The sequence below is a fragment of the Falsiruegeria mediterranea M17 genome, from assembly GCF_900302455.1.
In the GTDB taxonomy this organism is placed as follows: domain Bacteria; phylum Pseudomonadota; class Alphaproteobacteria; order Rhodobacterales; family Rhodobacteraceae; genus Falsiruegeria; species Falsiruegeria mediterranea.
In genome coordinates, this window is the sequence record NZ_ONZG01000002.1 from 365,173 (window position 1) to 389,017 (window position 23,845).

A 23,845-nucleotide genomic window follows, 5' to 3' on the forward strand; every position below is an offset into this window, starting at 1 on the left:
AGGGGCCAGGCTCAGGCGGGCTGTGCCCGCCTGAGCCTGGCCCAACGGGAGGAGATGTTTCGCCAGAAACATTGACGACGGGCGGGAGTGCTTGGTCCTTATGCGGTGCGCGCCAGCCAGTCGACCAAGGCTTGTGTGACAGCATCCGGCGCTTCCAGAGTTGGCAGATGCCCTGCATTGTCCAGAACTTGAAGCTCGGCCCCCGGGATCAATCCGGCCATGAACGTGTGTCGCTTTACCGGGGTCAACCCGTCGTGCGCGCCGCATAATACCAAGGTTGGAACCTTGATCTTGCGCAGCGTGCCCTGCTGATCCGGCCGCCGCTGCAACGCGCGCGACTGGCGCACGAACACATCGCTGCCCATGTCCCGCGCCATGGCATAGACCTGATCCAGGATCTGCATGCGGTTGGGGTTGGGCGCCAGAAACTCGGGCCGCATCGCCTGGCGCATCACCTCATCCAACCGCCCTGCCTTGGCACCCACGATCATCGGCTCACGCGCGGCCGCAACCTGGGGCGTATCTGCCTGCACATCCGTATCCATCAGACACAGCCGCGTGACACGCTCCGGGGCGCGGCGAAAGATCTCCATCGCGACGATGCCACCCATGCTGAGCCCGGCCAGGGCAAACCGCTGCGGCAACTGATCCAGCAGGCCTGATGCGATCTCTTCGATTCTTTCGCCGATGTGGATGGGCGCCACCATGACCGCTCGATCTCGGCCCAGCTTCAGCAGCTGATGCGCATACAGCCGGGCATCACTCATCATGCCCGGCAACAGGACCAAAGGTTCAACCAAGACTTTCCCCTTTGCCCAAATCCCACTTTGTCGACTGGCTCACTGCATACCCTCATGCGTTTGATTTGTCGGCAGAATGCCCAACCTTTACCCCTCGGGCAAGGGTGACATCACGGATAGCGGATACCGCGAAACGGCGGAAAATCCACATAGCGCGCCTTACGTTTTGCCAATGGCTCCTCAGGCTCGGTTCCCGCGATCAGCAACCGGCCGCGCGGCGCGATATAACTGTCGATCCGACGCAGCGGCTTGGGTCGCCACACCAGGTTGAAGGCGCAGAGCTTTGGAAAGAACCAGATCTCGGAATAATCAAGATGGTCATGCATCCACCACGCCAGATCGCGCCAATCCCGACCTTGATCATACTCATCGGTAAACCAGGGAATTACGACCGAAGCGCCTGCGATCCTGTCGTCGCCCAGCCCCCGATCCCAGATGTGGCATTCCAAAGGATGCGTGTTGCGCGCGCAGTTGAGCTTGTTGTCGTTGCCAAACTGGTTGAGCGAGGGCGAGCGATAGCCCGACCGCACCGCAACCCGTCCAAATGTCTCCTCGAGCGGGTCCATCAGTGTCTGACAGAACGCCTGCCCTGTCTCGATCGCCAGATCGGGGTTTTCCGGGATGTTTTGCATCGCGTGAAAATTTCCAATCTCGGAGTACAGAAAATCCCGCATGTAGAAATGCCGAGACAACCGCACGCGCCCCAGCGTTTCAAGGCTCCACATGCTGCCGGGTTTACGCATCGCTTAGTACCCGTTCCAACAGAACGCGCCGTCTTCGCGCAGGGTCGAGAACGGGTTATGCGCGACCTCCCATATGGTTCCGTCAGGCGCACGGAAATACCCATGATGCCCGCCCCAGAACACGTCTTGCGCAGGTTTGAGTACCTCGGCGCCAGCACTTTGGGCCGCAGTCAGCACCTCGGCCACCTCGCCTTTGGTCCGGCAGTTGTAGCTGAGCGTGATTGCCCCCTGCCCCAAGGCCTCGGCATCCAACCCCATCTCATCCGCCAAAGCTTCGAGCTGGTACAAACCCAACACCTGTCCGATCAGGTCAAAGGCGATGACGCCATCGGGGCTGTCGACCCGTGTCCACCCCATCGCCTCATAAAACACAGCCGCACGGGCCGGGTTGCGCACGCCAAGGGTGATCAGGCTGACCCGCTGTTCCATCACTCGACCCCTTGCGATTTGAGCCAGGCCAGAACGTCCCGCACGGTGCCCTCGGTCTGCCCTGGAGACATGATGTCCCCCGTGATCACATGCGAGGACGGGTCATCGCCCGGCCCCATGGTCACCGGCTGCAGCTCGACCGGGCCACCCCACCCAGCGGCAATCTGGCGGGTGATGTCCGCGCGCACGACCCGGTCATCATCCGAGAAGCGGAACAAGGCAGGGATTGATGTGGTGCCAAAATCCTGGGCCACGACCGCCTGGACCAGCGCCGTCAACGGTACGATTGCTTCCCAGGAATAGTCGACGCTCCAATAGGCGTCCTTGTCCGGGTTGCCGCTGGCAGTTTCACGATTTCCACCCATCAATGGTGGGAACCAGATGCGCGCTGCCGGCAAGCCCGGGATCCAAGCCGCCGACGCATTGACGCCAAAGTTCGGCGAGACAAAGACCATCGCCGCCACATCCTGAGCCATCTCTGGGTTCACTGCGGCTGCTGCCGCCAGTGTTCCTCCGGTTGAGGTGCTGATGACCACCACCTTGTCCCCTACCGCGCGTGCTGCCGCCAGCCCTTCGGCCGCGTCCTGCATCCAGCCCGAGGCGGTCCCTTCGGCCATGGCGTCGCTGCCGCGTCCATGCCCCTGCAAGCGGGTGTAAACCAGATTGGCCCCCAAGGCATCGGCAATCCTGTCGGGCACCGGGCGGATTTCCTCGGACGACGCGGAAAAGCCATGAATGTAAAGTACCGAATAGGGCGTGCGCTGTTCTTTGGCGCCATCCTGCCAAATCACCCGCTTTTCCGTTCCGGATACGATGTCATCGAACCGGGATTCGATACTTTCGAAATAGACCTGTACGCCCTCACCGAATTTGCGCGGCTCAAACGTGGGGTTCAGGTTCACCTCTTCGCGCGGACCAAAGATCCACAGGCCTGCCCCCAGAACCACCAGGACCAGCAGCAGACGCCCCAGGAGCTTACCAAGCGTCCTCATGCTGCGGTCTCCATGACATCCGATACGGCCTGCTCGATCAGACCGAGGCACGGCCCGTCCGAGAACCGATGGTCCGCGTCCTTGACCAGCAGCAACCGCATGTCGTCACACGTGGCATGTTCCAACAGCTGCACGGCGGTTTCGGTCGTTACCGCCGTGTCCGCCGTCCCTTGCAAGCAGCGGACCGGGAAGGGCAGCGACAGGGGGGCGCGCAGCACCAACCGGTTGCGACCATCCTCGATCATGCGTTTGGTCACGATGTAGGGCTCCATGTAGTCCGACGGCAAAGCCACCTGCCCCTCGGCCTCGAGCATCCTACGCTGTGCGTCGTCAAACCCAGCCCACCACCCGTCTTCGGTGAAATCGGGTGCTGCGGCGATGGTCACCATCCCGGCAATCCGTTCGGCCCTTTCACGGGCCAGCAGCAGTGCTTGCCAGCCACCCATGGACGAGCCGACAACAATCAGTGGCCCATCGGTCAGCGCGTCAATCGCGGCCAGCGTATCCTCGTGCCAATCTCCGATGCTACCCTCATCAAATACGCCAGAGCTTTCGCCGTGCCCGGAGTAGTCGAACCGCAGAAACGCCTGCCCGCGTGCGCGGCACCAGGCCTCAAGATGTACCGCCTTGGTGCCTTCCATGTCGGATTTCAGTCCGCCCAGAAACACCACTGTCGGCCCCTGCCCATCGGATTTGTGATAGGCCAACGACCGGCCTTGCGCTGTCTTCAGAAAATCTGTTGCTGGCACGTCGGCCTCCCAATCTTTTGCCCGATCATGCAAAGCCACGGCAGCGGCTGCAATCAGCTTTTATAGGTGACCACCTTGTCACGTGACTATTTAATCACGTATAACTGATTCCATGGACATGATCTTCAAGGCTCTTGCTGATCCGACCCGGCGCGAATTGCTGGATCGGTTACGCGCCCAGGACGGACAAAGCCTGCAACAACTGCAGGACGATCTGGACATGACCCGCTTCGGCGTCATGAAACATCTGGGTGTGTTGGAAGAGGCCGGGCTGATCGTGACCCGCAAGCAGGGACGGTTCAAACATCATTACCTGAACGCCGTGCCCCTGCAGGAAGCCATAGACCGGTGGATCGAACCTTTGATCGTCAAATCGGCAGCGCGAGCAGTGATCGACTTGAAAGCGAAACTGGAAGGACACGGCCCAATGGCAAAACCCGATTTCATGATGCAGACCTTTATCGAAACAACCCATGACCAGCTGTGGGACGCGCTGACGAAAGGCGAGCTTGCAGCGCAGTATCACTTCGCCTGCCAAAACGTTGACGGCGACCTGGCACCGGGCGGCGGGCAAAAATACATTCTGCCGGATGGCAACCCGATGCTGGAACTTGATGTGCTCGACATCTCTCCCAAGGATCGGATTGAAATGACCTTTACACCTCATTTCTTTGGCCCGGATGCTCCGACCTCGCGGTGCGTCTATCTTCTGGAACCTTCGGGCAGCGCTATGAAGCTGACGATCGAACATTATGATGTTCCGGCCGGTCACGAAGGGGTCGGCGAAGGATGGGCACGACTGGCATCAGCGCTCAAATCCTTCCTCGAGGTTGGACCATCCGACACCAAACGCTTTGGTTTTGCGTAAGGAGGTCACGTCATGAGCACCGAACTTGGTATTCTCACCTGCCTGATGATCCTCGCCGCCTCGATGTGGATTCCATATGTCGTCGGCATCAGTTCTGATCCGTCCAAGGAAGACGCCTTTGACAGCCCCGCGGACATCAAGCGCCTGCGACCTTGGGTTCAACGGGCGCATCGCGCACATCTGAACCTGCTGGAACAAGCCATTCCTTTTGCCATCCTAGTTCTTATCATCGACCGGGTTGGCGGCTACAGCAGCCTGACATATTGGGCCGCCATCGACTTTTTCTGGATTCGGGTCGCCCACGCTTTGGGCATGATTAGCGGTTATGCCAAGACGCCGCTGCGCCCAATCCTGTTTACGGCAGGATGGATCTGTACCTTGCTGATGGCCTACGCCGTATTCAGCGCAGCGTGATCCGAAATAGTGTCGCTGAAGTTTCGCAGCACGCGCGAGGGGGCGCCCCCCCCTCGCCAGACACTTGACACTGCGCGCACTCCTTGCCATGTGAGCCCTACACCATAACCCGCAACCGGGCGTTCTGTGGGCGCCAAACCGACGAGGAGAGCCAAATCATGGCCTTGGATTCAAAATCCGTCTCTCTCACCTTTCCCGATGGCAATGCACGTTCCTACGACGCAGGCGTAACCCCTGCACAGGTGGCTGCCGATATCTCCACCTCTCTGGCGAAAAAGGCCATCTCGGCCACTGTCGACGGCCAGCATTGGGACCTGCAATGGCCCATCAACGCCGACGCGCAGATCGCCATTCACACCATGAAGGATGAGGCGCAGGCCAACGAGCTGATCCGCCACGATCTGGCGCACATCATGGCGCGCGCGGTGCAGGAAATCTGGCCAGACACCAAGGTCACCATCGGCCCGGTGATCGATAACGGCTGGTATTACGACTTTGACCGCGCCGAGCCGTTCACCCCCGAAGACCTGGGTGCGATCGAAAAAAAGATGAAAGAAATCATCAACAAGCGTGACGCCGTGACCACCGAGGTCTGGGACCGTCAGCGCGCGATTGATTTCTACACTGAAAACAACGAGCCCTATAAGGTCGAGCTGATTGACGCCATTCCGGGTGATGAGCCGCTGCGCATGTACTGGCACGGCGACTGGCAGGACCTGTGCCGCGGGCCGCACCTGCAGCACACCGGCCAGGTGCCGGGTGACGCCTTCAAGCTGATGAGCATTGCAGGCGCCTATTGGCGTGGTGACAGTGATCGCGCCATGTTGCAGCGCATCTATGGTGTGGCCTTCACCGGCAAGGAAAAGCTCAAGGCGCACCTGCATATGCTGGAAGAGGCCGCCAAACGCGATCACCGCAAGCTGGGCCGCGAGATGAACCTGTATCACATGCAGGAAGAGGCGCCCGGTCAGGTGTTTTGGCACCCCAACGGCTGGAAGATCTATACCACCCTGCAGGACTACATGCGTCGGATGCAGGAGCGTGACGACTATGTCGAAGTGAACACTCCGCAAGTTGTGGATCGCAAACTGTGGGAGGCCTCGGGCCACTGGGACAAGTACCAGGAAAACATGTTCATCGTCGAAGTGGACGAGGATCATGCCCGCGAAAAGGCAATCAATGCGCTGAAGCCAATGAACTGCCCCTGCCACGTTCAGGTGTTCAACCAGGGTCTGAAATCCTATCGTGATCTGCCGTTGCGCATGGCCGAGTTCGGGTCCTGCGCCCGGTATGAACCATCGGGCGCCCTGCACGGCATCATGCGGGTGCGCGGCTTCACTCAGGACGATGGACACATCTTCTGTGCAGAGGATCAGATCGAACCGGAAACTGCCAAGTTCATCGCTTTCCTGTCCAAGGTCTATGCTGATCTGGGCTTTCACGACTGGACCATCAAGCTGTCCACGCGCCCTGAAAAGCGGATCGGCAGCGATGAAAGCTGGGACTTCTTGGAGAAAGCACTGGGTGAGGCTTGTAAGGCTGCGGGCTATGAGTACGAGATCCTCGAAGGCGAAGGCGCGTTTTATGGCCCCAAGCTCGAATTCACTCTGACCGACGCGATTGGTCGGACCTGGCAGTGCGGCACCCTGCAAGTTGATTCCAACCTGCCTGAACGGCTGGACGCGAATTTCATCGGGGCAGACGGATCGAAACACCGACCTTATATGCTGCACCGCGCTTGCCTGGGATCGTTCGAGCGTTTCATCGGCATCCTGATCGAAGAGCACGCAGGCAAGCTGCCGTTCTGGCTGGCGCCGCGCCAGGTCGTTGTCGCCTCGATCACGTCCGAAGCGGATGATTATGTGAACGAAGTTGTTGAAACTCTACGCTCGGCTGGTGTCCGCGCCGAAGCAGACATCCGCAACGAAAAGATCAATTACAAGGTTCGCGAACATTCGGTTGGCAAGGTTCCGGTCATTCTGGCCGTGGGTCACCGCGAAGTTGAAGAGCGCACCGTGTCGGTTCGTCGCCTGGGCGATAAGCGCACCAGCGTCGAAGGCTTGAGCGATGTAACAAAAGCCCTCGCGACCGAGGCAACACCGCCCGATCTTCTGTAACAATCGGCGCAAAAACTTATGCAATCCGGCCCTGATTTGAGGGCCGGATTGTAACATTTCAAAAATTCCCTTATAAAAACATGATATTAACAGGTGCGCTGCCATGACATGGGCTGACGGGCGCGTGAGACACGGGCTCGTGAATTCAAACCCGGCTGACGAGGGGCTACCTTGTCAGTGTCAACAACAGACACACCGAAATCACCAAGAGGATTTACCGAGATGTCGAACACCGTCAAAACCCTTGCCGTTGCAGGCGCCGTTGCCGCAGCTCTGACCGCGACCACCACCACCGTGAGCGCTCAGGCCAAAGAGAAATGCTATGGCGTTTCGCTGGCTGGCGAGAATGACTGCGCCGCAGGCCCCGGCACCACTTGCGCGGGCACCTCGACTGTCGACTATCAGGGCAACGCATGGACCCTGGTTGACGCAGGCACCTGTGAAACCATGGACCTGCCTACAAAGGCCGACGGCTCTGCCCGCAAAGGGTCGCTGGAAGCACAAGAGCGTGACCTGCCGGCATAAGCCGCACAGCTTACCAAGACGAATTCTGGGGGCGGGTGGCGCGAATCGCCCGCCCCTTTACCAATCTTTTCAAGCCTTTCCCTGAGGTCCTGACATGCTGGACGATACCCGCAAATCAAACCACCTGCCCCTGACGGCCGGGGTCGGGTACAAGCCGCAGCATTTCTCGGACATCCTTGAAAATGCCGGTCCCGTGGGCTGGCTGGAAATTCACGCGGAAAACTACATGGGGGATGGCGGACGCCCGCTGGCGCAATTGCGCCACATGGCGGAGCGGTTCCCGATCTCGGTCCACGGCGTGGGCCTGTCCATCGGTGGAGAAGGGCCGCTGGATGCCGACCATCTGGATCGGCTCAAGCAACTGATCGGCTGGTTGAACCCGGCAAGTTTCTCGGAACACCTGGCTTGGTCCACTCACGGAGCAGAGTTTCTGAACGATCTGTTGCCCCTTCCTTATACCGACGCCTCGCTTGCCCGGATCTGCGACCACATTGATCAGGTCCAGACCCACGTCGGGCGGCAGATGCTGTTGGAAAACCCGTCAAGCTATCTGGCCTTTGCCGAAAGCACCTGGTCCGAACCCGGTTTCCTGCACGAAGTTGCGCAGCGCACCGGCTGTGGTTTGCTGCTGGATGTGAACAACGTCTTTGTCTCGGCCACCAATCTCGAGTTTTCACCCCAAGGCTACATCGACGCCTACCCGCTTGACCTGGTTGGGGAAATCCACCTGGGCGGGCATGACGAGGATGAAGACGACCATGGCAAGCCTCTGCTGATCGACAGCCACGGGCGCGAAGTGGTTGATCCGGTCTGGTCCCTGCTCGATTATGTGCTGGAACGCTCGGGCCCCAAACCATTGCTCATCGAATGGGACACCGATGTCCCCGACTGGCCGATCTTGCGAGCCGAGGCCGAGCGCGGTCAGGCTGCGCTGGAACGGGTACCGGCATGACAGTCACCCAGGATCAATTCCGCGCGGCGCTGCTGGATTCAGCGCAGGCTGTACCGGAAGGATTGTTGGATGCAAATCATGGCCCGGCCGGTCGCCGGTTCAACGTCTATCGTAACAACGTCGCCGTCTCGCTGACCGAGGCGATGCATCAGGCCTTTCCGGTGGTCACCAAGCTTCTGGGTGCCCAAAACATGGACGGCTTGGCGGGCATCTTCCTGCGCCAGCATCCACCATCGTCGCCGCTGATGATGCACTACGGCGAAGCGTTTCCCGAATTTCTGACCGGCATGCAGCAGCTGTCGCATCTGGGCTATCTGCCGGATGTCGCCCGGTTGGAGCTAGCCCTGCGCCGCTCATACCACGCCGCCGACAGCACCCCGATTTCACCTGAGGCGCTGGCCATCGACCCTGAGATGCTCATGGAGGCCACGATCGAATTTGCGCCCGCGATGCAGTTGGTCCGCTCTGAGTGGCCGATCGCCAGCATCTGGACGTTCAACACCCAAGACGGCAGCCCCAAGCCGCAGGCGGTGACCGAAGATGTACTGATTACCCGGGTCGAGTTTGACCCCGAGCCCCATGTCCTCCCCTCCGGCGGTGCCGAATGGATAGACGCGCTGATGGCAGGCAAAACCATTGGCGAAGCTCATGAAATTGCTGAAGGTCTCTCTCCTGGTTTCGACCTTGGCGCAACGCTGGCCTTGCTGTTGCAGGGCGGTGCAATCATCACACTCACGACCAAAGGATAAGGCCATGCACGCACTTGTCTCGCGCTACACAACAGCGCTCAACTCATTGGACCGCATGTCAGATTTCATGGTGCCGACCCTGGCCCGGCTGACATTCGTCGCCGTTTTGCTGTTCTACTACTGGAACTCGGCCATGCTGAAAATTGACGGGTCGATCTTTTCGGCCTCGGCGGGCGCATTTGGCCAGATCTTTCCCAAAGCCGCCGAAGAGGTTCTGTGGGACGTGAGCCAGATGAACATCTTTCAGCGTCTGGTGATCTTCTTTGGCACCGTGGCCGAATTTGTTCTACCCGCCCTGATCCTTGTTGGGTTGCTCACCCGCCTGGCCGCATTGGGCATGATCGGTTTCATTTGGGTTCAGACAATCGTCGACATCACGGGTCACGGCGTGAAGCTGGGCAGCCTGTTCGACAACACGCTGACACTGGTCGATCAACGCGTGATGTGGACCTTCCTGATGCTGGTCCTGGTCTTCAAGGGCGCTGGCGCCCTGTCCGTGGACGCCCTGTTCCGCAAGCGCGCGGAACCTGCGATCGCCTGATCCGTACATCGCTTTTGAGTAATGAGTGGTATGCACCGCCCCCATGGGGCGGTGTTTTTTGTTCAGAAATGGGCCTTTGGTTCGTCCGGCTTGCCCGCGCCAACGGCCAGCAGGCCACCCACAGCTGCAAAAGCAACCGGAAACATGGTGAACACGTTGAATCCAAAGGCATAGTACATGCCACCCGCCGAAATCAGCAGCAGGACCCCACCCCATAAGGCCCGCGACCGGGCCATGGCCCCGCCTGCAATTGCCAGCATCGGCGCAATGATCGAAGTGATCTGAACGAGGTCCGAGTTTTCGACCTGCTCAAAATACCCGTCCACTTCGCCGTAATATTGGATGGCTTCGATGTAACCGAAGCTGAAAAACCCGACGATCATACCGATCAGACCGGCGATGATTCCCAAAACAAGGGCTGCGTTGCGCATCTGTTGCTCCTCGCTTTTTGTAGCTCAGGCCAAACCCAGAGCGGTCCGCGTCGCCGCGGTCCAGCCAAGGTACAGCTGCCCATCCGCCTCGATCAGCGGTCGTTTCATCAGCGTTGGGTGATCTGCCAACAGCTCGACCGGAGGGCGCGCGCGCTCTGATTCATCCAGCCCGCGCCACGTTGTCGAGCGCGTGTTGAGCAAACTGTCGCCAAACTGCGTCAGAGCACTATCTCGGACGTCATTGGGCAACCCCTCGACTCGAACATCAACAAATTCAATATTGTTTATCTCTTTCAATGCCTTACGGCATGTATCGCAGGTTTTGATCCCAAAAAGTCGCATTTTCACTCCATCTTTGGATGCTGAAATATCTATCAATCGACAGAATTTCACCCCCTTGAGCTTGATTTTTGAACGCACCGTGCGATCTTGTCGTCGGTGTAACAGCCCATCAGACTTCCGCCTTGACGTGTATGAGCCGGTCGCCTGTCGGTCGGTTATGCTGTTCGCACCCCCGAGAAATTAGGGGAAACGTGGAAAGTAGAAGGAGACACGGGAGATGCCTACCGGCACCGTGAAATGGTTTAATACGACTAAAGGGTACGGCTTTATCGCACCTGACGAAGGCGGAAAGGATGTTTTTGTCCATATTTCCGCTGTTGAACGTTCGGGCCTGACGGGCCTCGCAGACAACCAAAAGGTTGCTTACGAGCTGCAGGATGGACGCGACGGACGCCAGATGGCATCTGATTTGAAGCCATTGTAAGTTTCACGCAAGACGCGCCTTCCCGGACGATGCGGGGCGGCGCACAAACCGGCGGCTGAGGTGTGCGGCCGCCGGTAGACTGCACCAAGCGATTTGCTGTCCATTTTGCAGCCCGACTTGAGTTCAGTCGCCTTAAACCCGGTTCAAACCGCTGCCCCGACCCCAGATTGATTGCGGGATCGGAACAGATATTGTGTTCTGGGCTTCCGGATCACTCGGCCCTGATCACATCCTCGAACTCGCGCCATTCGCGAGCGGACATGCCGGAGTTTTCCTGGTTGACCTGCTCGCCCTTCACCATCCGGCGAACGCAATCCACCATCTGTGCCGACATGGACACCGACCCCAACCGATAGTCTTCGAACGCCTTGTAAGCCGCTGGCACCCAATCCGCGACAATGTCGCAGATCGCATCGGCATAAACCCGGATTTCATACTGAGCATGGGAATCTGCGCGCAACCGCAGGAAATGGAACAGGTTGTGCAGGTCCACCTTCCAGTACCATTGGGTGTAAATGTTCGCAGGCAGGTTCATCCGCGCCAGTTCACGCGCCAGCCCCTGCTGACCGTCCTGGCTGATCATTTCTTCATAGTGATCATAGGCGCGCATGGAATCCCCCTTGAGAATGTCCAGCACTCGTGCGGCCTCTTCTCCTTGCAGCGCCTCGCCGCGGCCCTGGTTGTTGATAACCGATTGCGCCGCCATTTGATCTGGTGCCGGGATATAGAACTCGCGATCCAGGATCGAGTAGCGCGCCGAATACTCGTTGACGTTGGCCGTGCGATGGCGAATCCACTGTCGCGCCACAAAGACCGGAAGTTTGACGTGCAGCTTCAGTTCGCACATCTCGAACGGAGTCGAATGCCAGTGGCGCATCAGATAGCGGATCAACCCTTCATCGTTCTGGACCGACTTGGTGCCCTTGCCATAAGACACACGCGCCGCCTGGCAGATCGCGGCATCATCGCCCATATAGTCGATGACCCGGACAAACCCGTGATCCAGAACCGGCTTTGCCGAATAAAGATGCTGCTCGATCCCCGGTGCAACAGTGCGCAACGTTGTCTGAGACTGCGTGCGCTGCTCTTCGATTTCGGCAAGTTGCTCGGGCGATAGAGGCATGAGGGGGAACTCCTTGGTGGGCTCAGAGAATCTGTTTGTTCAAACTATATATGGGCGCGTGTTCGGCGTGAACCGCAATATCAAGGTCACACATAGGTCACGCTTTACAATCATCAGGCGCAGAAAGATTGACTTCTTCCCGCAAAAGACGGACGTTGCAGAAAAACCTACAAAAAACAGAGGTTGAGGCAGATGAAGCGGTTTTGGCTTGGTATCGCGGCGGTCGTCGCGGTGTCGGCGTGTGGTGGCGATGTATTCACTGAAACGGGCACGCCCGTGCAGCCAGTTGAGCCCACCCCGACAGTCCCCGAAGCGATTGCTGGCAACGTGACCAGTGTGGAATACAACCAGGCAAACCAGACCCTGACGGTGACGGGCAGCCAGTTGGACAACACCCCATTCGAGGCGGTCTACACACGGAACGCTGCCCTGGATGTGCCAGGATACGAAGCCTACACATCGCAAGCCAGTTCACTCGATCGTCACTTTACAGCCTTTGTTCAAGAGCGAGACGGCGTCTATGCAGCCGTCGTCGGTGGTGGACCGCAGTTCAATTCGGTCATCATGGGGTCAACCTATGGCCGCGACGGGACCTTTACGGCGCCGGACACAACTCCGGCCGGTTCGGGCCTTGTGAGCTATGGGGGCAACTACGTCGGCGTCTTGAACGCTTCAGGCGATGGCAACGATCTGCTCCCCGTGACCCCGGGCACCGCAACCGAAATTCGCCCCACACAAACTGCCGAAGTCACCGGATTGGTATTTATCAACGCTGACTTTGCCGACAATGCGATCAACGGCATCGTCTATGACCGAGTGCTCGCCGATGACCCCGGCTCTCTCACTCTGACTGATCTATCGCTATTCCCGGGCACAATTGACAGCAACGGGGCATTCAACGGTGAAGTGCGGAGAGGGTCCACACAGACCGTCGGAACCTATGCCGGTCTCTTCGGCGGAACGGATGCCACGGCTGTAGCAGGGGCTTTGACCGCGTCGAACCACATCGACGGGTCGGGCGGTGATGCGCTGGAGTATGGTGTATTCGTCTTGGCGCAATGCGGAACCGCAAATGCCGATCCAATCTGCAACCAACCGCGGCCGTAACAGGCTGGTGCTGGCTCCGCTCCAGGCGGTTTTGGCCTCTGCCGCTCTGGCTCTTGGTCTGGCGAACGCTGGTCAGGCCGAGGAAACGTCGCACAACCTAACTCTCGATCAGGCATATCGGGCGGCCATCGAAGCGCTCCGTATCGGTCAACCTGACGTGACCGTTGCCCTGACGTACGGGCTTTTGCAGGCCGATCCCAAGAACCCTGTGTTTCACTACATGCAAGCCGCAGCATATGCCCGCATGAACGAACCCGAAGAAGGGCGGCAGGCGGCAGCCTTGGCCTATCGAAATTCGAGCGAGCAAGGACTGCAGTTTCAATCTGCGCAACTTGCCGCGCGATTGTCGTTGCAGGCCGGGCGCCCAACCATGGCGCAGTTTTGGCTAAGACGTACAGCCATTCATGCCCCAGATGAAAAGACGGAAGAGCAGATTGCAAGAGACTACAAGCAGCTCCGCCGGATCAACCCCTGGGCCTTTCGCATACGCGCCGAAATCAAGCCAACCGACAACGTCAACAACGGGGCAGACACTGCCTTGCAGATCATCGATGGCGTGCCCGTCGTCGGTCAACTCAGCGGGTCTGCCCAGGCCTTGTCGGGCGCATATGGCATCCTGGATATCACAACCGCCCATCGATTGAGACAATCAGCCGACAGCATGACCTCGGTTGGCGGGCGCCTGTATGTGCAACGCGTTTCGCTGTCGTCCGAGGCCAAGGCGCAGGCACCCAACGTCACCGGATCGCAATTTGCCTCCACCTATGGCGAAGTGTCGATCCGGCACGCCATGATTGTGGGCCCTGCTGAAAACCTCGGCTCGGCGGCTGTGGAGGCCGCCACGGGCACCTCTTGGTTTGGCGGCGAGCGAAGCTACAATTTCGCGCGGCTTGGAGGTGAACGCACCTGGCGCATGGCTGCAGGCGCACAATTGCGGATAAACGCCACGTTCGAAACACGGTTTGCCGAACGTTATGGCACAAATGATGCCAACATCGTGGGCTTTGGCGCATTGTATCATCGCCCTGTGGGCAACGGTGACCGGATTTCGGTCTCGATGGCATATCGCGACGCCCGCGCCCGTTGGTTCACTGGCACCTATCGTTCTGCTTCGGTTCGGGTCAGCTATGATCTGGGCCGGGCAATCGGCCCTGCAAAGCTCAGTGCGGGTCTGGTTCTTGGGTATTCCGACTACCCCGAATACGCCGTAAGCATTTTCAATGTTCCCGGGGGGCGGCAGGACAAGTCGATCTATGGCGACCTCAGCCTGTTTTTCGACGAATACGACTATGCCGGTTTTGCCCCGATGCTAAGGGTGCGCACGGGCAAGAAGGACTCGAATGTCAGCCGCTTCGACATTCGCGAGTTCTCGGTCTCGCTGGGGATTGAATCAAAATTCTGAAATCACGCATCGCGCCACTGGCGCTTGGCTGACTTACAGCTAGAGTCTGTCTCGGAGACAACGGAGACTGACATGAGCTTGAAATACCTGCACGTCATGGTGCGCGTGAAAGACCTGGAAAAATCCATGGCATTTTATGAACTGCTGGGCCTGCGCGAAATCCGCCGTTACGAGAGTGAACAGGGCCGATTCACCCTGCTCTACCTCGCCGCGCCTGGTCAGGACGAAACCCCGCTCGAGCTGACCTACAACTGGGATGGTGACGACGAACTGCCCGCCGACAGCCGCCACTTTGGTCATCTGGCCTATGGCGTCGACGACATCTATGGCATGTGCCAGATGCTGCAGGACAACGGCGTGGTCATCAACCGGCCGCCGCGCGATGGTCGCATGGCCTTTGTCCGCTCCCCTGACAATATCTCGATCGAGCTGCTGCAAAACGGCGAAGCCCTGGCCCCGGCCGAACCCTGGGTCAGCATGGACAGCACCGGTCACTGGTGATCAAGCACCTGCGCCTAGCCCTTACTCTTGCGGTGTCGCTGTGCAGCAGCATCGCAGGACCTGGCGAGGCGTCCGCCTGCAGGCAAGCGCTGGCTTTGGGTCTAGACGTTTCAGGTTCGGTAAGTCGGCAAGAATATCGCCTGCAAATCGAGGGACTCGCAGGCGCCTTGCAGGATTCAGAGGTCAAACGCGCCCTGCTTTCAACACCTGAACTGCCTGTTCACCTGATGGTCTTTGAGTGGAGTGCCCCTGAATTTCAGCGGGTTTTGCTGAACTGGACCCCTGTAGATTCCCCTCAAACCCTAGAACGGATCACACAAACCCTGGCCTTAACACGGCGCGCGCCTGCCCCACCGGGAACAGCTGTTGGCACCGCCATGCAATTTGGGGTTGCTCAATTTGCGCAAGTGCCCAGTTGTTGGAAGCACACCCTGGATCTGTCAGGGGACGGCCTGCACAACATGGGCCCGTCCCCGCACATCATCAAAGCCGGGCTTGATCAGTCCGCGATCACGATCAACGGGCTTGTCATCGGCGCAGATACTCAGGACAGCACCGACACGCGCATGGCCCAGATCGGCGAACTGGTCGCCTATTTCCAAGCCCGCGTGATCCACGGCGCTGACGCCTTTGTGGAAACCGCATTGGGTTTCGAGGATTTTCAAGCCGCGATGACCCGCAAACTGTTGCGAGAATTGGCGGTTGTTGTGCTCTCCCAAAACCCGCCAAGCCATCGCAAACCAGCTCAATAGATGTATCGGATCTGATCGGTCCAATACCGCTCGACCCGCTTCAACGACCGGGTGATGTCCTCGATGCCCTCCGCGTCGATCACCGACCGCTCTTCCAGCCCCTCGGCATGGCGCAGGAACAGGTCCGTCACCACATCACGCACATCACGTCCCTTGGCCGTCAGACGCACCCGCACCGAGCGGCGGTCGATCTCGCACCGTTGGTGGTGCATATAGCCCATTTCGACCAACTTTTTCAGGTTATAGCTGACGTTGCTGCCTTGGTAATAGCCACGGCTTTTCAGCTCGCCTGCCGTCACCTCATTGTCGCCGATATTGAAAAGCAACAGGGCCTGAACCGCATTGATTTCCAGCACGCCGACACGCTCGAATTCATCCTTGATGACGTCCAGCAGCAGACGGTGCAGACGTTCAACAAGCGCCAGCGTCTCAAGATAGCTGGTCATGAACCCTTTGGTGCCGGTCGGGGTAACTTGCATTTCCATACTCATCCGTCTCTCCGACTCGCTTTTCTTCAGTAGAAAATGCGCCCAAAAGCCGAAGAATCAGTTAAGCAGAAAACTGTGTTATTTTTGAAACGTTTGCGCGATATCCGCAATCAGGGTGCCATAGGGATCAGGCGTTTCGACCTGACCCGTGACCCATTGATAGAGATCCTGATCGTTTTCATGCAGCAGCGCCTCGTACAGATCCAGGCCTGCTGCATCCATGTCGTGCAGATTGTGATCCGCATAGGCTGTCAGGATGATGTCCATCTCTTTGATGCCCCGACGCATCGACCGCATCTTAAGCCGTTTGAGACGGTGTTCCAAAAGTTCAGCCATCAAGGTTGCCCCAGCATCTGGCGCAGACGTTTTTCCAGACGTGCGGCGCGTTCTGCATTGGCGCGCATATCTGCCCGGATGGCGCGCAGTTCCATCACAACATCAGACAGACCCTCAATCGGCGTAACCTCTCCAGCGGGTTCTTCCATCCCCTCGCCTTCACCGGTCAACAGCCACATGATCGAGACATTGAGCAGCCCCGCCATCATCGACAGCTTGTTGGCGCGCGGCTCGGACAGATCCTGCTCCCAACCGGACACGGTGGCTTTTTTGACGCCCAAGCGGCGGGCCAGCTGCGCCTGCGTCATTCCTGCGGCTTCGCGAGCCCCTGCAACGCGGTCTCCAAAGGTTGCCGATTCCGGTCCAAACCAATCGTTGTCACTGCTCATCTGGGCTCTCCTGCCGCTCTATCTGTATATCACTTGATCGTCATTCGGGCGCACCCTATGACAGGTTTGATCAACATACAAACCGAGGCCGCCCATGAGTTTCCTGTCTGCGACATTGTCCCGCGTCAAACCTTCGCCCACAATCGCAATGACAGCCAAGGCCGCCGAGTTGAAGGCCGCCGGGCGCGACGTTATTGGCCTGAGCGCGGGCGAGCCGGATTTTGACACGCCCCAGAACATCAAGGACGCCGCCGTCGCCGCGATTGCCGCGGGTAAGACGAAATACACCGCCCCTGATGGCATCCCTGAATTGAAGCAGGCTGTCTGCGCCAAGATGAAGCGCGATCACGGGCTGGAGTACACTCCCGCGCAGGTTTCGGTCGGAACGGGTGGCAAGCAGACGCTCTATAACGCGCTGATGGCGACGCTTAACGAAGGCGACGAGGTGGTCATCCCTGCGCCCTATTGGGTCAGCTACCCGGATATGGTGCTGCTGGCGGGTGGTACGCCAGTCGTGGCCGAAACCTCGATCCAGACGAACTTCAAACTGACCGCCGATCAGCTTGAGGCCGCGATCACCCCTAAGACCAAATGGTTCATCTTCAATTCGCCCTCGAACCCGACGGGCGCGGGATACAGCCGGGAAGAGCTGAAAGAGCTGACCGATGTGCTGCTACGCCATCCGCATGTCTGGATCATGACCGACGACATGTATGAACACCTGGCTTACGACGGGTTCGAATTCTGCACCCCGGCCCAGATCGAGCCGCAGCTTTATGACCGTACGCTGACCTGCAACGGCGTCTCCAAAGCCTATGCCATGACCGGTTGGCGCATTGGTTATGCAGCGGGCCCGGTTGAGCTGATTGCGGCGATGCGTAAGGTGCAATCACAATCCACTTCGAACCCCTGTTCGGTCAGCCAATGGGCGGCGGTCGAGGCGCTTAACGGCACGCAGGACTTCTTGGCCCCCAACAACGAAAAATTCGTGCGGCGCCGGGATCTGGTGGTGCGCATGCTCAACGAAATCGACGGTATTTCCTGCCCGACGCCCGAAGGCGCGTTCTATGTCTACCCCTCGATCGCCGGTCTGATGGGCAAGACCACGCCCCAGGGCACTGTCATCGACAGTGACGAGGCTTTTGCCATCGCTTTGCTGGAAGAGGCTGATGTGGCGGTTGTTTTTGGCGCGGCCTTCGGGCTTTCGCCAAACTTCCGGGTAAGCTACGCTACGTCTGACGAGGCCCTGAAAGAGGCCTGCACGCGCATTCAACGGTTCTGTGCGTCGCTGACATAGAAGACAAAGGAACAGGCATGGCCCCCGAGTTGCCCGAATACTACTTTCGCGTCCGCGACAACGGCGCCTTTGTCTTTCGCGTGGACACCGAAAACCGGCAACGCCGGATCGAGATGGAGCAGATTGCCGTCGTCAACATCCGCAACGGCGAGATCAAGCCGCATGGCGGGCGTAAGCTGACCAAGGCGGACATGCGCGAGATCGAGCATTGGATGGAACATCGTATCGCGCTTTTGGCAGAGCGCGATATCGACGACATCTTTCGGGCTGTTGATTACCTGAACCAGGTGACGCACTGGTCGCACTCCAAGGCCAGCGACAAGCAATTGGAAGAGGTGACGGACGACCTGCTGCTGGCCATGCATGACCTCCGCTCGGTTCTGGTGCGCAAAAAGGCGGATCGACTTCTCAAGAAGTAGGCGAATTTGGGCGTGCTATGCGCCCCGCCCGACCAACCGTACACAGTTGCGGCCCGCCGCCTTGGCGTCATAAAGCGCGCGGTCGGCGGCATTCAACAGATCCTGCGGCAGGTTGCCGTGATCCGGATAGACGGCGACCCCGATCGAGATTGTCACGCGCGGCAGCTCTTCTGCGCCGTAGCGGATGCGGGTGTCTTCGATACCTGCGCGCAACACCTCGGCCACCCCCATGGCAATGTCCGCGTCAACACATGGCAGAAGAACGGAAAACTCCTCTCCTCCGAAACGGCAGGGCGTCTCGCCATGCTGGAACAGCTCGTGCATTCGGTCTCCGATGGCGCGCAGCACCATATCGCCTGCATCATGTCCGTGATTGTCGTTGAACGCCTTGAATTTATCCGCATCAAACGACAGCACCGCAAAGCGTTGATCCTTGCGCGCGGCTGTCGCGTGCTCAGCGCGCATCGCTTCCAGAAAGTAACGCCGATTGTAGAGCCGCGTGAGCGGATCGCGTGTGCTCTGATCGTGCAGCTCGTCCCGTAACTTGACGTTGGCGATGGCCAGGCTGATGTGTTCGCCGCATTGCAGGGCGAAGTCGTATCCATCCTTGGCAACCTGCGCGTCCGTTCCCGGCGGATAGGTCACATGCAACAAGCCCACCGTGTCGCCGTGGGCCACGATGGGAATGCACATGGCATCCTCTACGTCCGCCGTTGTCGGGTGGTCGTTTACATGGCCACAGCGGAAGCTGATGCCGCGCGCATCGAACCGATAACCGCGTCCCCGCCGCAATGCCCAACAACTGTCCGGCGCGATATGGTCATGGGCCTGCCCCCCGCCCCACGCGCAGGCCCCATCCAGCACATCGCGGGAATTGGAGTAGATATAAAGCTCTCCCTGCGTTTCCGGCAGCATGCTGGTCATGAATTTGGCCACAACGTCAAAGACGTTCCGACAAGGTCTTGCAGCTTTGCAGCCATTCATCGAGATCCGCGAGCAACTTGGCCTCGGCCCGCCAGGCCTGCTCCTTGGCCAACATCGACTTGGCCTTGGATTCCGCGATTTCCGCCTGTTGCTTGGCCACCGCCAGATCAGCTGCATCGCGGCGAAATTGCGTGACATCAGTAAACGTGACGACGTAGCCATCATGGCGCAAGGGACGCGCAAAGGACGAGATCACCTTGCCTGATGGCATGTCCCGGTCAAAATGGAACGGTTGCCCGGTTTCAAACAACTCAAGCACCTCGGCCTTTCGCTCGGCCGTAATGACACCCTGGGCCACCGTGATGCTCAGAAACGTTTCACGCGTCATCCCCACCTGCAAGTCCCGAGGCCCCAGTTCAAGCACTTCGAAGATGCGTTCATTGTGCAGAACGCACACACCATCAGGGGACCAGACCAGGATACCCTGCTCCATCTGGTTGATCACATCCAGCATCTGCTCTTGTTCGGTTGGCTCATAAGCCAGGGACCGGTCGACGGCTTGCCCTGCCTTCAGCTGTTTGTTGATCTCGCCCACGCGGCATCCCCCAAAACTCCTGTTGGGAGCCTAGCGGCAAAACTTGTCCAAATGTTAAAGTCGCTGCACCCAAGTGCTTAAATCACTTGGCGTTTTTTCACTGTATTTTCTGAAGAATTGCCGTGAACGGGCGCGCTTTACCCCGTATGTGCCGCCCCGACCCGTTTGATCGAACGCCCCCAGAACCGCGCCATCAAAAGCACCGCGGCACAGGCAAGTCCAAGCACAAGTCCCAGCCACACGCCGATCCCTTCAAGCCCGAACACAAAGCCAAAGACATAGGATGCCGGGATCCCCACCGCCCAATAGCTGAGTGCGGCCATCACCATCGGAACTGCGGTATCCTGAACGCCGCGCAGCACGCCAAGCGCAATGGCCTGAACCCCGTCTACCAGCTGGAACAACGCGGCCATGCCAAGCAGCCCTGTGCCAATGGCCAGAATCGCCACCAGATCGGGCTCATCATCTTCGACGAACAATCCGATAAGTGGCTCGGCAAAGGTCAGGAACACCACCATCGAAATTGCCGATACGGCCAGCGACATCACGGTCACAACCACGGCCCCTTTGGCCATATGCGGCCGGTCCTGCCGACCAAATGCGTTGCCCGCCCGGATGGTCGCAGCGCTGCTTAGCCCCAGATGCACCATGAAGGTGGCCGAGGCGAGTTGCACTGCAATTCCGTGCGCGGCCAGCGGTACCGTGCCCAGCCAACCCATCATCATGGCCGAGGCGCCGAACATCGACACCTCGGACAGGTTGGTCAGACCGATGGGCACGCCGATCTTGTACACCCTGCCGAACATCTCCCAATCGGGACGCCAAAAGCGTTGGAACAAGGCATGCTGCGGCAGCACCTTGAGCGCATAGACAATCACCGCGATCAACGACACCACTTGTGTCACGACCGAGGCGATGCCCGCGCCGATGATTCCCAACTCAGGCGCGCCCCAGTTGCCGAAAATCAGGGCGTAATTCCCGATGGCGTTCACGATGGCGGCCAGAACGGTGATCCACAGCACGATCTGTGTGCGCTCCAACCCCGCCAGATACGACTTGAGCACCATGACCCAAAGCGCCGGGAACATGCCCCAGCCCGCGACCCGCAGATACTCTGCCGCCAACCCTGCCACGTCAGGCTTTTGTCCCAGCAGCAACAGGATTGGTTCGGACCACCACAGCATTCCCATGGCCATCAGGCCAAACATGGCAGTCTGCCACAACCCCATGCGAGTCACTCGGCGGATCGACGTGTCATCGCCTTGGGCATCAGACGCCGCGACCAGTGGCATGATCGCCATGGCCAAGCCACCGCCGACCATGAAGAGGATGAAGAAATAACTGCCCGCGAGCGTGACGGCCGCCAACTCCTCGACGCCGTACCAGCCCAACATGACGGTATCCGTCAGACCAATGGCAAACTGCGCCAGATGCCCACCAATGAGTGGCAAGCCCAGGATCGCGATCGCGCGGGCATGCCCGCCATATGTCATCATTTTGCTCACCAGACAGGCTTAGGGTTCGGGAATTGCACACGCAAGAGGCAGTCCGCACCTTTCCCGAAAATATCGTTGTGATACCTTGATCGCGACAGCAGGAGGTCGCTTATGTCTGATCCGTTTTCCCAACTTATTCCCGAGGCACGTGCATTCCTGACAGACCTGTCGCAAAACAACTCTCGCGACTGGTTCAACGACAACAAACCCCGGTACGAGGCGCAGCTGAAAAAACCAGCGCTGCATCTGCTGGATCAGATCGCGGCGCAGGTGGGCGGCGGTGTCACCACCAAGCTCTTTCGCCCGCAACGCGACGTGCGGTTTTCCAAAGACAAGACACCCTACAACACCCACCTGCACATGCTGTGGATGATGCCCGGCAAAGGCACTCGGCCTGCGCTCTTTTTTGGGATCGGGCTTGACTATGTCAGTGTCGGTGGCGGGATCATGGGGTTCGACAAAACGACACTCACAGATTGGCGCAGCAGCGTTGATGGGCCCACGGGGTCTGAATTGGCAGGTGTTATCAATGCATTGGTCGCACAAGGGTTTCGCCTGTCCGAACCCGAGCTGAATCGCGTTCCGACCCCATATGACAAAGAGCATCCACATGGGGATCTGCTGCGACGAAAGTCACTGACCCTGTGGAATGACCTGCCTGACACCCGGTTCGATGCCCCTACAGACGCAATCACCGAAACACTGAACAACCTTCGGCCTTTGTTCGACGTCTTGAACCGCGCGGTATAGCCAAACAGGCGACCGAAGCCGCCTGTTTCGAGGGTCCTATCACTTCTGCCGCTGATCCGGATGCAGCGCGGTGCCCAGGATGTGGTCCGAGCGTTGGATGACGTGATGCGCCTGCCCCACGATCAAGGGATCGGGCTGACCAACAACGTCGAGATCCTTGTCCGGATAATCCAACGTTGACAGGAAATGGCGCATGCAGTTCAGCCGCGCGCGTTTCTTGTCGTTCGATTTGATGATGGTCCAGGGCGCGTCGGCGGTGTCGGTGTAAAAGAACATCGCTTCTTTCGCCTCGGTATAGTCATCCCATTTGTCCAGCGACGCCTTGTCGATCGGGCTGAGCTTCCATTGCTTGAGCGGGTCGGTGGCGCGGGAATCAAAGCGACGTCGCTGCTCGGGCCGGGTGACCGAGAACCAATATTTGTAGAACCGGATACCCGACCGCACCAGCATCCGTTCGAGCTCGGGTGCCTGGCGCATGAACTCCAGATACTCGGTCGGCTCGCAGAACCCCATCACCCGCTCGACACCCGCGCGGTTGTACCAGGAGCGGTCGTAGAACACCATTTCACCGGTCGTTGGCAGCTCTTGCACATAGCGCTGGAAGTACCATTGGCCCTTCTCCTCCCAAGAGGGTTTGTTCAACGCGACGACACGCGCCTGACGCGGGTTGAGGTGCTCCATAAACCGTTTGATGGTGCCACCTTTGCCTGCGGCATCACGACCTTCGAAGAGCAGAACAAAACGTTCCCCGGTTTCCTGCGCCCAATGCTGCACCTTGAGCAGCTCTGCCTGAAGCTTGGCCTTTTCAGCCTCATACGCGCGGCGTGGCATCTTGCGCGCATAGGGATAATGGCCGCTTTCGAACGCCTTGCGGATCTTTTCCGCCTCGGACTCGACCGGCTTTTTGGGCGGTGTCTTCACCGTTTCCTGCGCCTTTGCGGTGATGGGTTCTGGGGTCTGTTTTGTTGTTTCAATCGAAGTCACTGTCGCCATAATTCGGTCCTTTGTTTTGTCCCCTTTCGCCTAGCAGACCGCCCTGATTTCTGCCTTGATCGGTGTCAAAGTTTGATCAATCCCGCATGTTTTGCAGACAGGTATGTCGAGTAACCAGACGGATACGCACTGCAATTGACGAAAGGTCATTGCAAAGTATCGTTCCAAAGCTGTGCCAAGCCTGTTTCACTGGGTCA

At 58.8% G+C, this 23,845-nt stretch carries 30 protein-coding genes; 15 read left to right on the plus strand and 15 right to left on the minus strand.

What is annotated here, in order from left to right:
* Positions 1 to 98 precede the first annotated feature (98 nt).
* The 5 genes from TRM7615_RS05075 to TRM7615_RS05095 all read right to left on the minus strand — a co-directional run bounded on the left by TRM7615_RS05075 (position 99) and on the right by TRM7615_RS05095 (position 3,713).
* Positions 99 to 800, minus strand: coding sequence for an alpha/beta fold hydrolase (locus TRM7615_RS05075; RefSeq protein WP_108785811.1), 702 nt, complete (start codon positions 798 to 800; stop codon positions 99 to 101).
* 110 nt (positions 801 to 910) lie between these two features.
* Positions 911 to 1,525, minus strand: a complete 615-nt coding sequence (locus tag TRM7615_RS05080; RefSeq protein WP_108785812.1) for a hypothetical protein — start codon at positions 1,523 to 1,525, stop codon at positions 911 to 913.
* Between the two features lie 21 nt (positions 1,526 to 1,546).
* Positions 1,547 to 1,972 carry a VOC family protein gene (locus TRM7615_RS05085; RefSeq protein WP_108785813.1) on the minus strand — a complete coding sequence of 142 codons (426 nt, stop codon included), beginning with the start codon at positions 1,970 to 1,972 and terminating at the stop codon, positions 1,547 to 1,549.
* Positions 1,972 to 2,964 carry an alpha/beta hydrolase gene (locus TRM7615_RS05090; protein ID WP_108785814.1) on the minus strand — a complete coding sequence of 331 codons (993 nt, stop codon included), beginning with the start codon at positions 2,962 to 2,964 and terminating at the stop codon, positions 1,972 to 1,974. Before TRM7615_RS05090 ends, TRM7615_RS05085 begins: the two co-directional genes overlap by 1 nt.
* Entirely contained in the window at positions 2,961 to 3,713 is a 753-nt protein-coding gene (locus TRM7615_RS05095; protein ID WP_108786005.1) for an alpha/beta fold hydrolase, read from the minus strand. The genes TRM7615_RS05090 and TRM7615_RS05095 overlap by 4 nt, the downstream gene beginning before the upstream one ends.
* 112 nt (positions 3,714 to 3,825) lie before the next feature.
* On the opposite strand from TRM7615_RS05095, the gene TRM7615_RS05100 reads away from it, so the two are divergent.
* The 7 genes from TRM7615_RS05100 (at position 3,826) to TRM7615_RS05130 (ending at position 9,879) form a co-directional block, all read left to right on the plus strand.
* Positions 3,826 to 4,581: an ArsR/SmtB family transcription factor gene (locus tag TRM7615_RS05100; RefSeq protein WP_108785815.1), complete on the plus strand. Its 756-nt coding sequence runs from the start codon at positions 3,826 to 3,828 to the stop codon at positions 4,579 to 4,581.
* Positions 4,582 to 4,593: 12 nt separating this feature from the next.
* A complete protein-coding gene (locus TRM7615_RS05105; RefSeq protein WP_108785816.1) occupies positions 4,594 to 4,995 on the plus strand; it encodes an MAPEG family protein in 402 nt (133 codons plus the stop codon).
* A gap of 158 nt (positions 4,996 to 5,153) precedes the next feature.
* Complete coding sequence (thrS, locus tag TRM7615_RS05110) at positions 5,154 to 7,112, plus strand: threonine--tRNA ligase (RefSeq protein WP_108785817.1); 1,959 nt, start codon at positions 5,154 to 5,156, stop codon at positions 7,110 to 7,112.
* Positions 7,113 to 7,334: 222 nt separating this feature from the next.
* Positions 7,335 to 7,637 (plus strand): BufA1 family periplasmic bufferin-type metallophore, encoded by a 303-nt coding sequence (locus TRM7615_RS05115; RefSeq protein ID WP_108785818.1) that lies wholly within the window; start codon positions 7,335 to 7,337, stop codon positions 7,635 to 7,637.
* 94 nt (positions 7,638 to 7,731) lie between these two features.
* Positions 7,732 to 8,589, plus strand: a complete 858-nt coding sequence (bufB, locus tag TRM7615_RS05120; protein ID WP_108785819.1) for an MNIO family bufferin maturase — start codon at positions 7,732 to 7,734, stop codon at positions 8,587 to 8,589.
* Entirely contained in the window at positions 8,586 to 9,338 is a 753-nt protein-coding gene (locus TRM7615_RS05125; RefSeq protein WP_108785820.1) for an HvfC/BufC N-terminal domain-containing protein, read from the plus strand. Before bufB ends, TRM7615_RS05125 begins: the two co-directional genes overlap by 4 nt.
* Before the next feature lie 4 nt (positions 9,339 to 9,342).
* Positions 9,343 to 9,879: a DoxX family protein gene (locus TRM7615_RS05130; protein WP_108785821.1), complete on the plus strand. Its 537-nt coding sequence runs from the start codon at positions 9,343 to 9,345 to the stop codon at positions 9,877 to 9,879.
* Between the two features lie 62 nt (positions 9,880 to 9,941).
* On the opposite strand, the gene TRM7615_RS05135 is transcribed toward TRM7615_RS05130, so the two are convergent.
* Together TRM7615_RS05135 and TRM7615_RS05140 are read right to left on the minus strand one after the other, a co-directional pair.
* Positions 9,942 to 10,310, minus strand: coding sequence for a hypothetical protein (locus TRM7615_RS05135; RefSeq protein ID WP_108785822.1), 369 nt, complete (start codon positions 10,308 to 10,310; stop codon positions 9,942 to 9,944).
* Positions 10,311 to 10,334: 24 nt separating this feature from the next.
* Complete coding sequence (locus TRM7615_RS05140; RefSeq protein WP_108785823.1) at positions 10,335 to 10,652, minus strand: ArsC/Spx/MgsR family protein; 318 nt, start codon at positions 10,650 to 10,652, stop codon at positions 10,335 to 10,337.
* A 217-nt stretch (positions 10,653 to 10,869) separates the two neighbouring features.
* Between TRM7615_RS05140 and TRM7615_RS05145 the strand changes: the two genes are divergently transcribed.
* The gene (locus TRM7615_RS05145; RefSeq protein WP_085796749.1) at positions 10,870 to 11,076 is read left to right on the plus strand and encodes a cold-shock protein; all 207 of its coding nucleotides are present in this window, start codon (positions 10,870 to 10,872) and stop codon (positions 11,074 to 11,076) included.
* Between the two features lie 211 nt (positions 11,077 to 11,287).
* Here TRM7615_RS05145 and thyX read toward each other — a convergent pair whose 3' ends face one another.
* A complete protein-coding gene (gene thyX / locus TRM7615_RS05150) occupies positions 11,288 to 12,199 on the minus strand; it encodes an FAD-dependent thymidylate synthase (protein ID WP_108785824.1) in 912 nt (303 codons plus the stop codon).
* 192 nt (positions 12,200 to 12,391) lie between these two features.
* On the opposite strand from thyX, the gene TRM7615_RS05155 reads away from it, so the two are divergent.
* From TRM7615_RS05155 to TRM7615_RS05170, 4 genes are all read left to right on the plus strand, one after another.
* Positions 12,392 to 13,306, plus strand: a complete 915-nt coding sequence (locus tag TRM7615_RS05155) for a thymidylate synthase (RefSeq protein ID WP_108785825.1) — start codon at positions 12,392 to 12,394, stop codon at positions 13,304 to 13,306.
* Positions 13,272 to 14,708, plus strand: a complete 1,437-nt coding sequence (locus TRM7615_RS05160) for a hypothetical protein (protein WP_108785826.1) — start codon at positions 13,272 to 13,274, stop codon at positions 14,706 to 14,708. Before TRM7615_RS05155 ends, TRM7615_RS05160 begins: the two co-directional genes overlap by 35 nt.
* 72 nt (positions 14,709 to 14,780) lie before the next feature.
* Positions 14,781 to 15,209 carry a VOC family protein gene (locus TRM7615_RS05165; protein ID WP_108785827.1) on the plus strand — a complete coding sequence of 143 codons (429 nt, stop codon included), beginning with the start codon at positions 14,781 to 14,783 and terminating at the stop codon, positions 15,207 to 15,209.
* Positions 15,206 to 15,961, plus strand: coding sequence for a DUF1194 domain-containing protein (locus TRM7615_RS05170; RefSeq protein ID WP_306417715.1), 756 nt, complete (start codon positions 15,206 to 15,208; stop codon positions 15,959 to 15,961). Before TRM7615_RS05165 ends, TRM7615_RS05170 begins: the two co-directional genes overlap by 4 nt.
* Here TRM7615_RS05170 and TRM7615_RS05175 read toward each other — a convergent pair.
* The 3 genes from TRM7615_RS05175 to TRM7615_RS05185 all read right to left on the minus strand — a co-directional run bounded on the left by TRM7615_RS05175 (position 15,955) and on the right by TRM7615_RS05185 (position 17,174).
* Positions 15,955 to 16,452 carry a MarR family winged helix-turn-helix transcriptional regulator gene (locus TRM7615_RS05175; RefSeq protein ID WP_181892999.1) on the minus strand — a complete coding sequence of 166 codons (498 nt, stop codon included), beginning with the start codon at positions 16,450 to 16,452 and terminating at the stop codon, positions 15,955 to 15,957. The genes TRM7615_RS05170 and TRM7615_RS05175 overlap by 7 nt on opposite strands.
* Positions 16,453 to 16,527: 75 nt before the next feature.
* A complete protein-coding gene (locus tag TRM7615_RS05180; protein WP_108785829.1) occupies positions 16,528 to 16,785 on the minus strand; it encodes an FAD assembly factor SdhE in 258 nt (85 codons plus the stop codon).
* On the minus strand, positions 16,785 to 17,174 hold the full coding sequence (locus tag TRM7615_RS05185) for a helix-turn-helix domain-containing protein (RefSeq protein ID WP_108785830.1): 390 nt from the start codon (positions 17,172 to 17,174) through the stop codon (positions 16,785 to 16,787). Before TRM7615_RS05185 ends, TRM7615_RS05180 begins: the two co-directional genes overlap by 1 nt.
* A gap of 94 nt (positions 17,175 to 17,268) precedes the next feature.
* Here TRM7615_RS05185 and TRM7615_RS05190 point away from each other — a divergent pair, with 94 nt between their 5' ends.
* Positions 17,269 to 18,471, plus strand: a complete 1,203-nt coding sequence (locus TRM7615_RS05190; RefSeq protein WP_108785831.1) for a pyridoxal phosphate-dependent aminotransferase — start codon at positions 17,269 to 17,271, stop codon at positions 18,469 to 18,471.
* A 17-nt stretch (positions 18,472 to 18,488) separates the two neighbouring features.
* Complete coding sequence (locus tag TRM7615_RS05195; RefSeq protein WP_108785832.1) at positions 18,489 to 18,890, plus strand: hypothetical protein; 402 nt, start codon at positions 18,489 to 18,491, stop codon at positions 18,888 to 18,890.
* Between the two features lie 15 nt (positions 18,891 to 18,905).
* Here the strand turns inward: TRM7615_RS05195 and TRM7615_RS25870 are convergent, their stop codons facing one another.
* From TRM7615_RS25870 to TRM7615_RS05205, 3 genes are all read right to left on the minus strand, one after another.
* Complete coding sequence (locus TRM7615_RS25870; RefSeq protein WP_235824020.1) at positions 18,906 to 19,814, minus strand: GGDEF domain-containing protein; 909 nt, start codon at positions 19,812 to 19,814, stop codon at positions 18,906 to 18,908.
* 16 nt (positions 19,815 to 19,830) lie between these two features.
* Entirely contained in the window at positions 19,831 to 20,409 is a 579-nt protein-coding gene (locus TRM7615_RS25875; RefSeq protein WP_235824021.1) for a PAS-domain containing protein, read from the minus strand.
* Between the two features lie 137 nt (positions 20,410 to 20,546).
* Positions 20,547 to 21,902 (minus strand): MATE family efflux transporter, encoded by a 1,356-nt coding sequence (locus TRM7615_RS05205; RefSeq protein WP_108785833.1) that lies wholly within the window; start codon positions 21,900 to 21,902, stop codon positions 20,547 to 20,549.
* A gap of 114 nt (positions 21,903 to 22,016) precedes the next feature.
* On the opposite strand from TRM7615_RS05205, the gene TRM7615_RS05210 reads away from it, so the two are divergent.
* Positions 22,017 to 22,655: a TIGR02453 family protein gene (locus tag TRM7615_RS05210; RefSeq protein WP_108785834.1), complete on the plus strand. Its 639-nt coding sequence runs from the start codon at positions 22,017 to 22,019 to the stop codon at positions 22,653 to 22,655.
* A 39-nt stretch (positions 22,656 to 22,694) separates the two neighbouring features.
* Here the strand turns inward: TRM7615_RS05210 and ppk2 are convergent, their stop codons facing one another.
* A complete protein-coding gene (ppk2, locus tag TRM7615_RS05215) occupies positions 22,695 to 23,648 on the minus strand; it encodes a polyphosphate kinase 2 (RefSeq protein WP_108785835.1) in 954 nt (317 codons plus the stop codon).
* Positions 23,649 to 23,845: the final 197 nt, after the last annotated feature.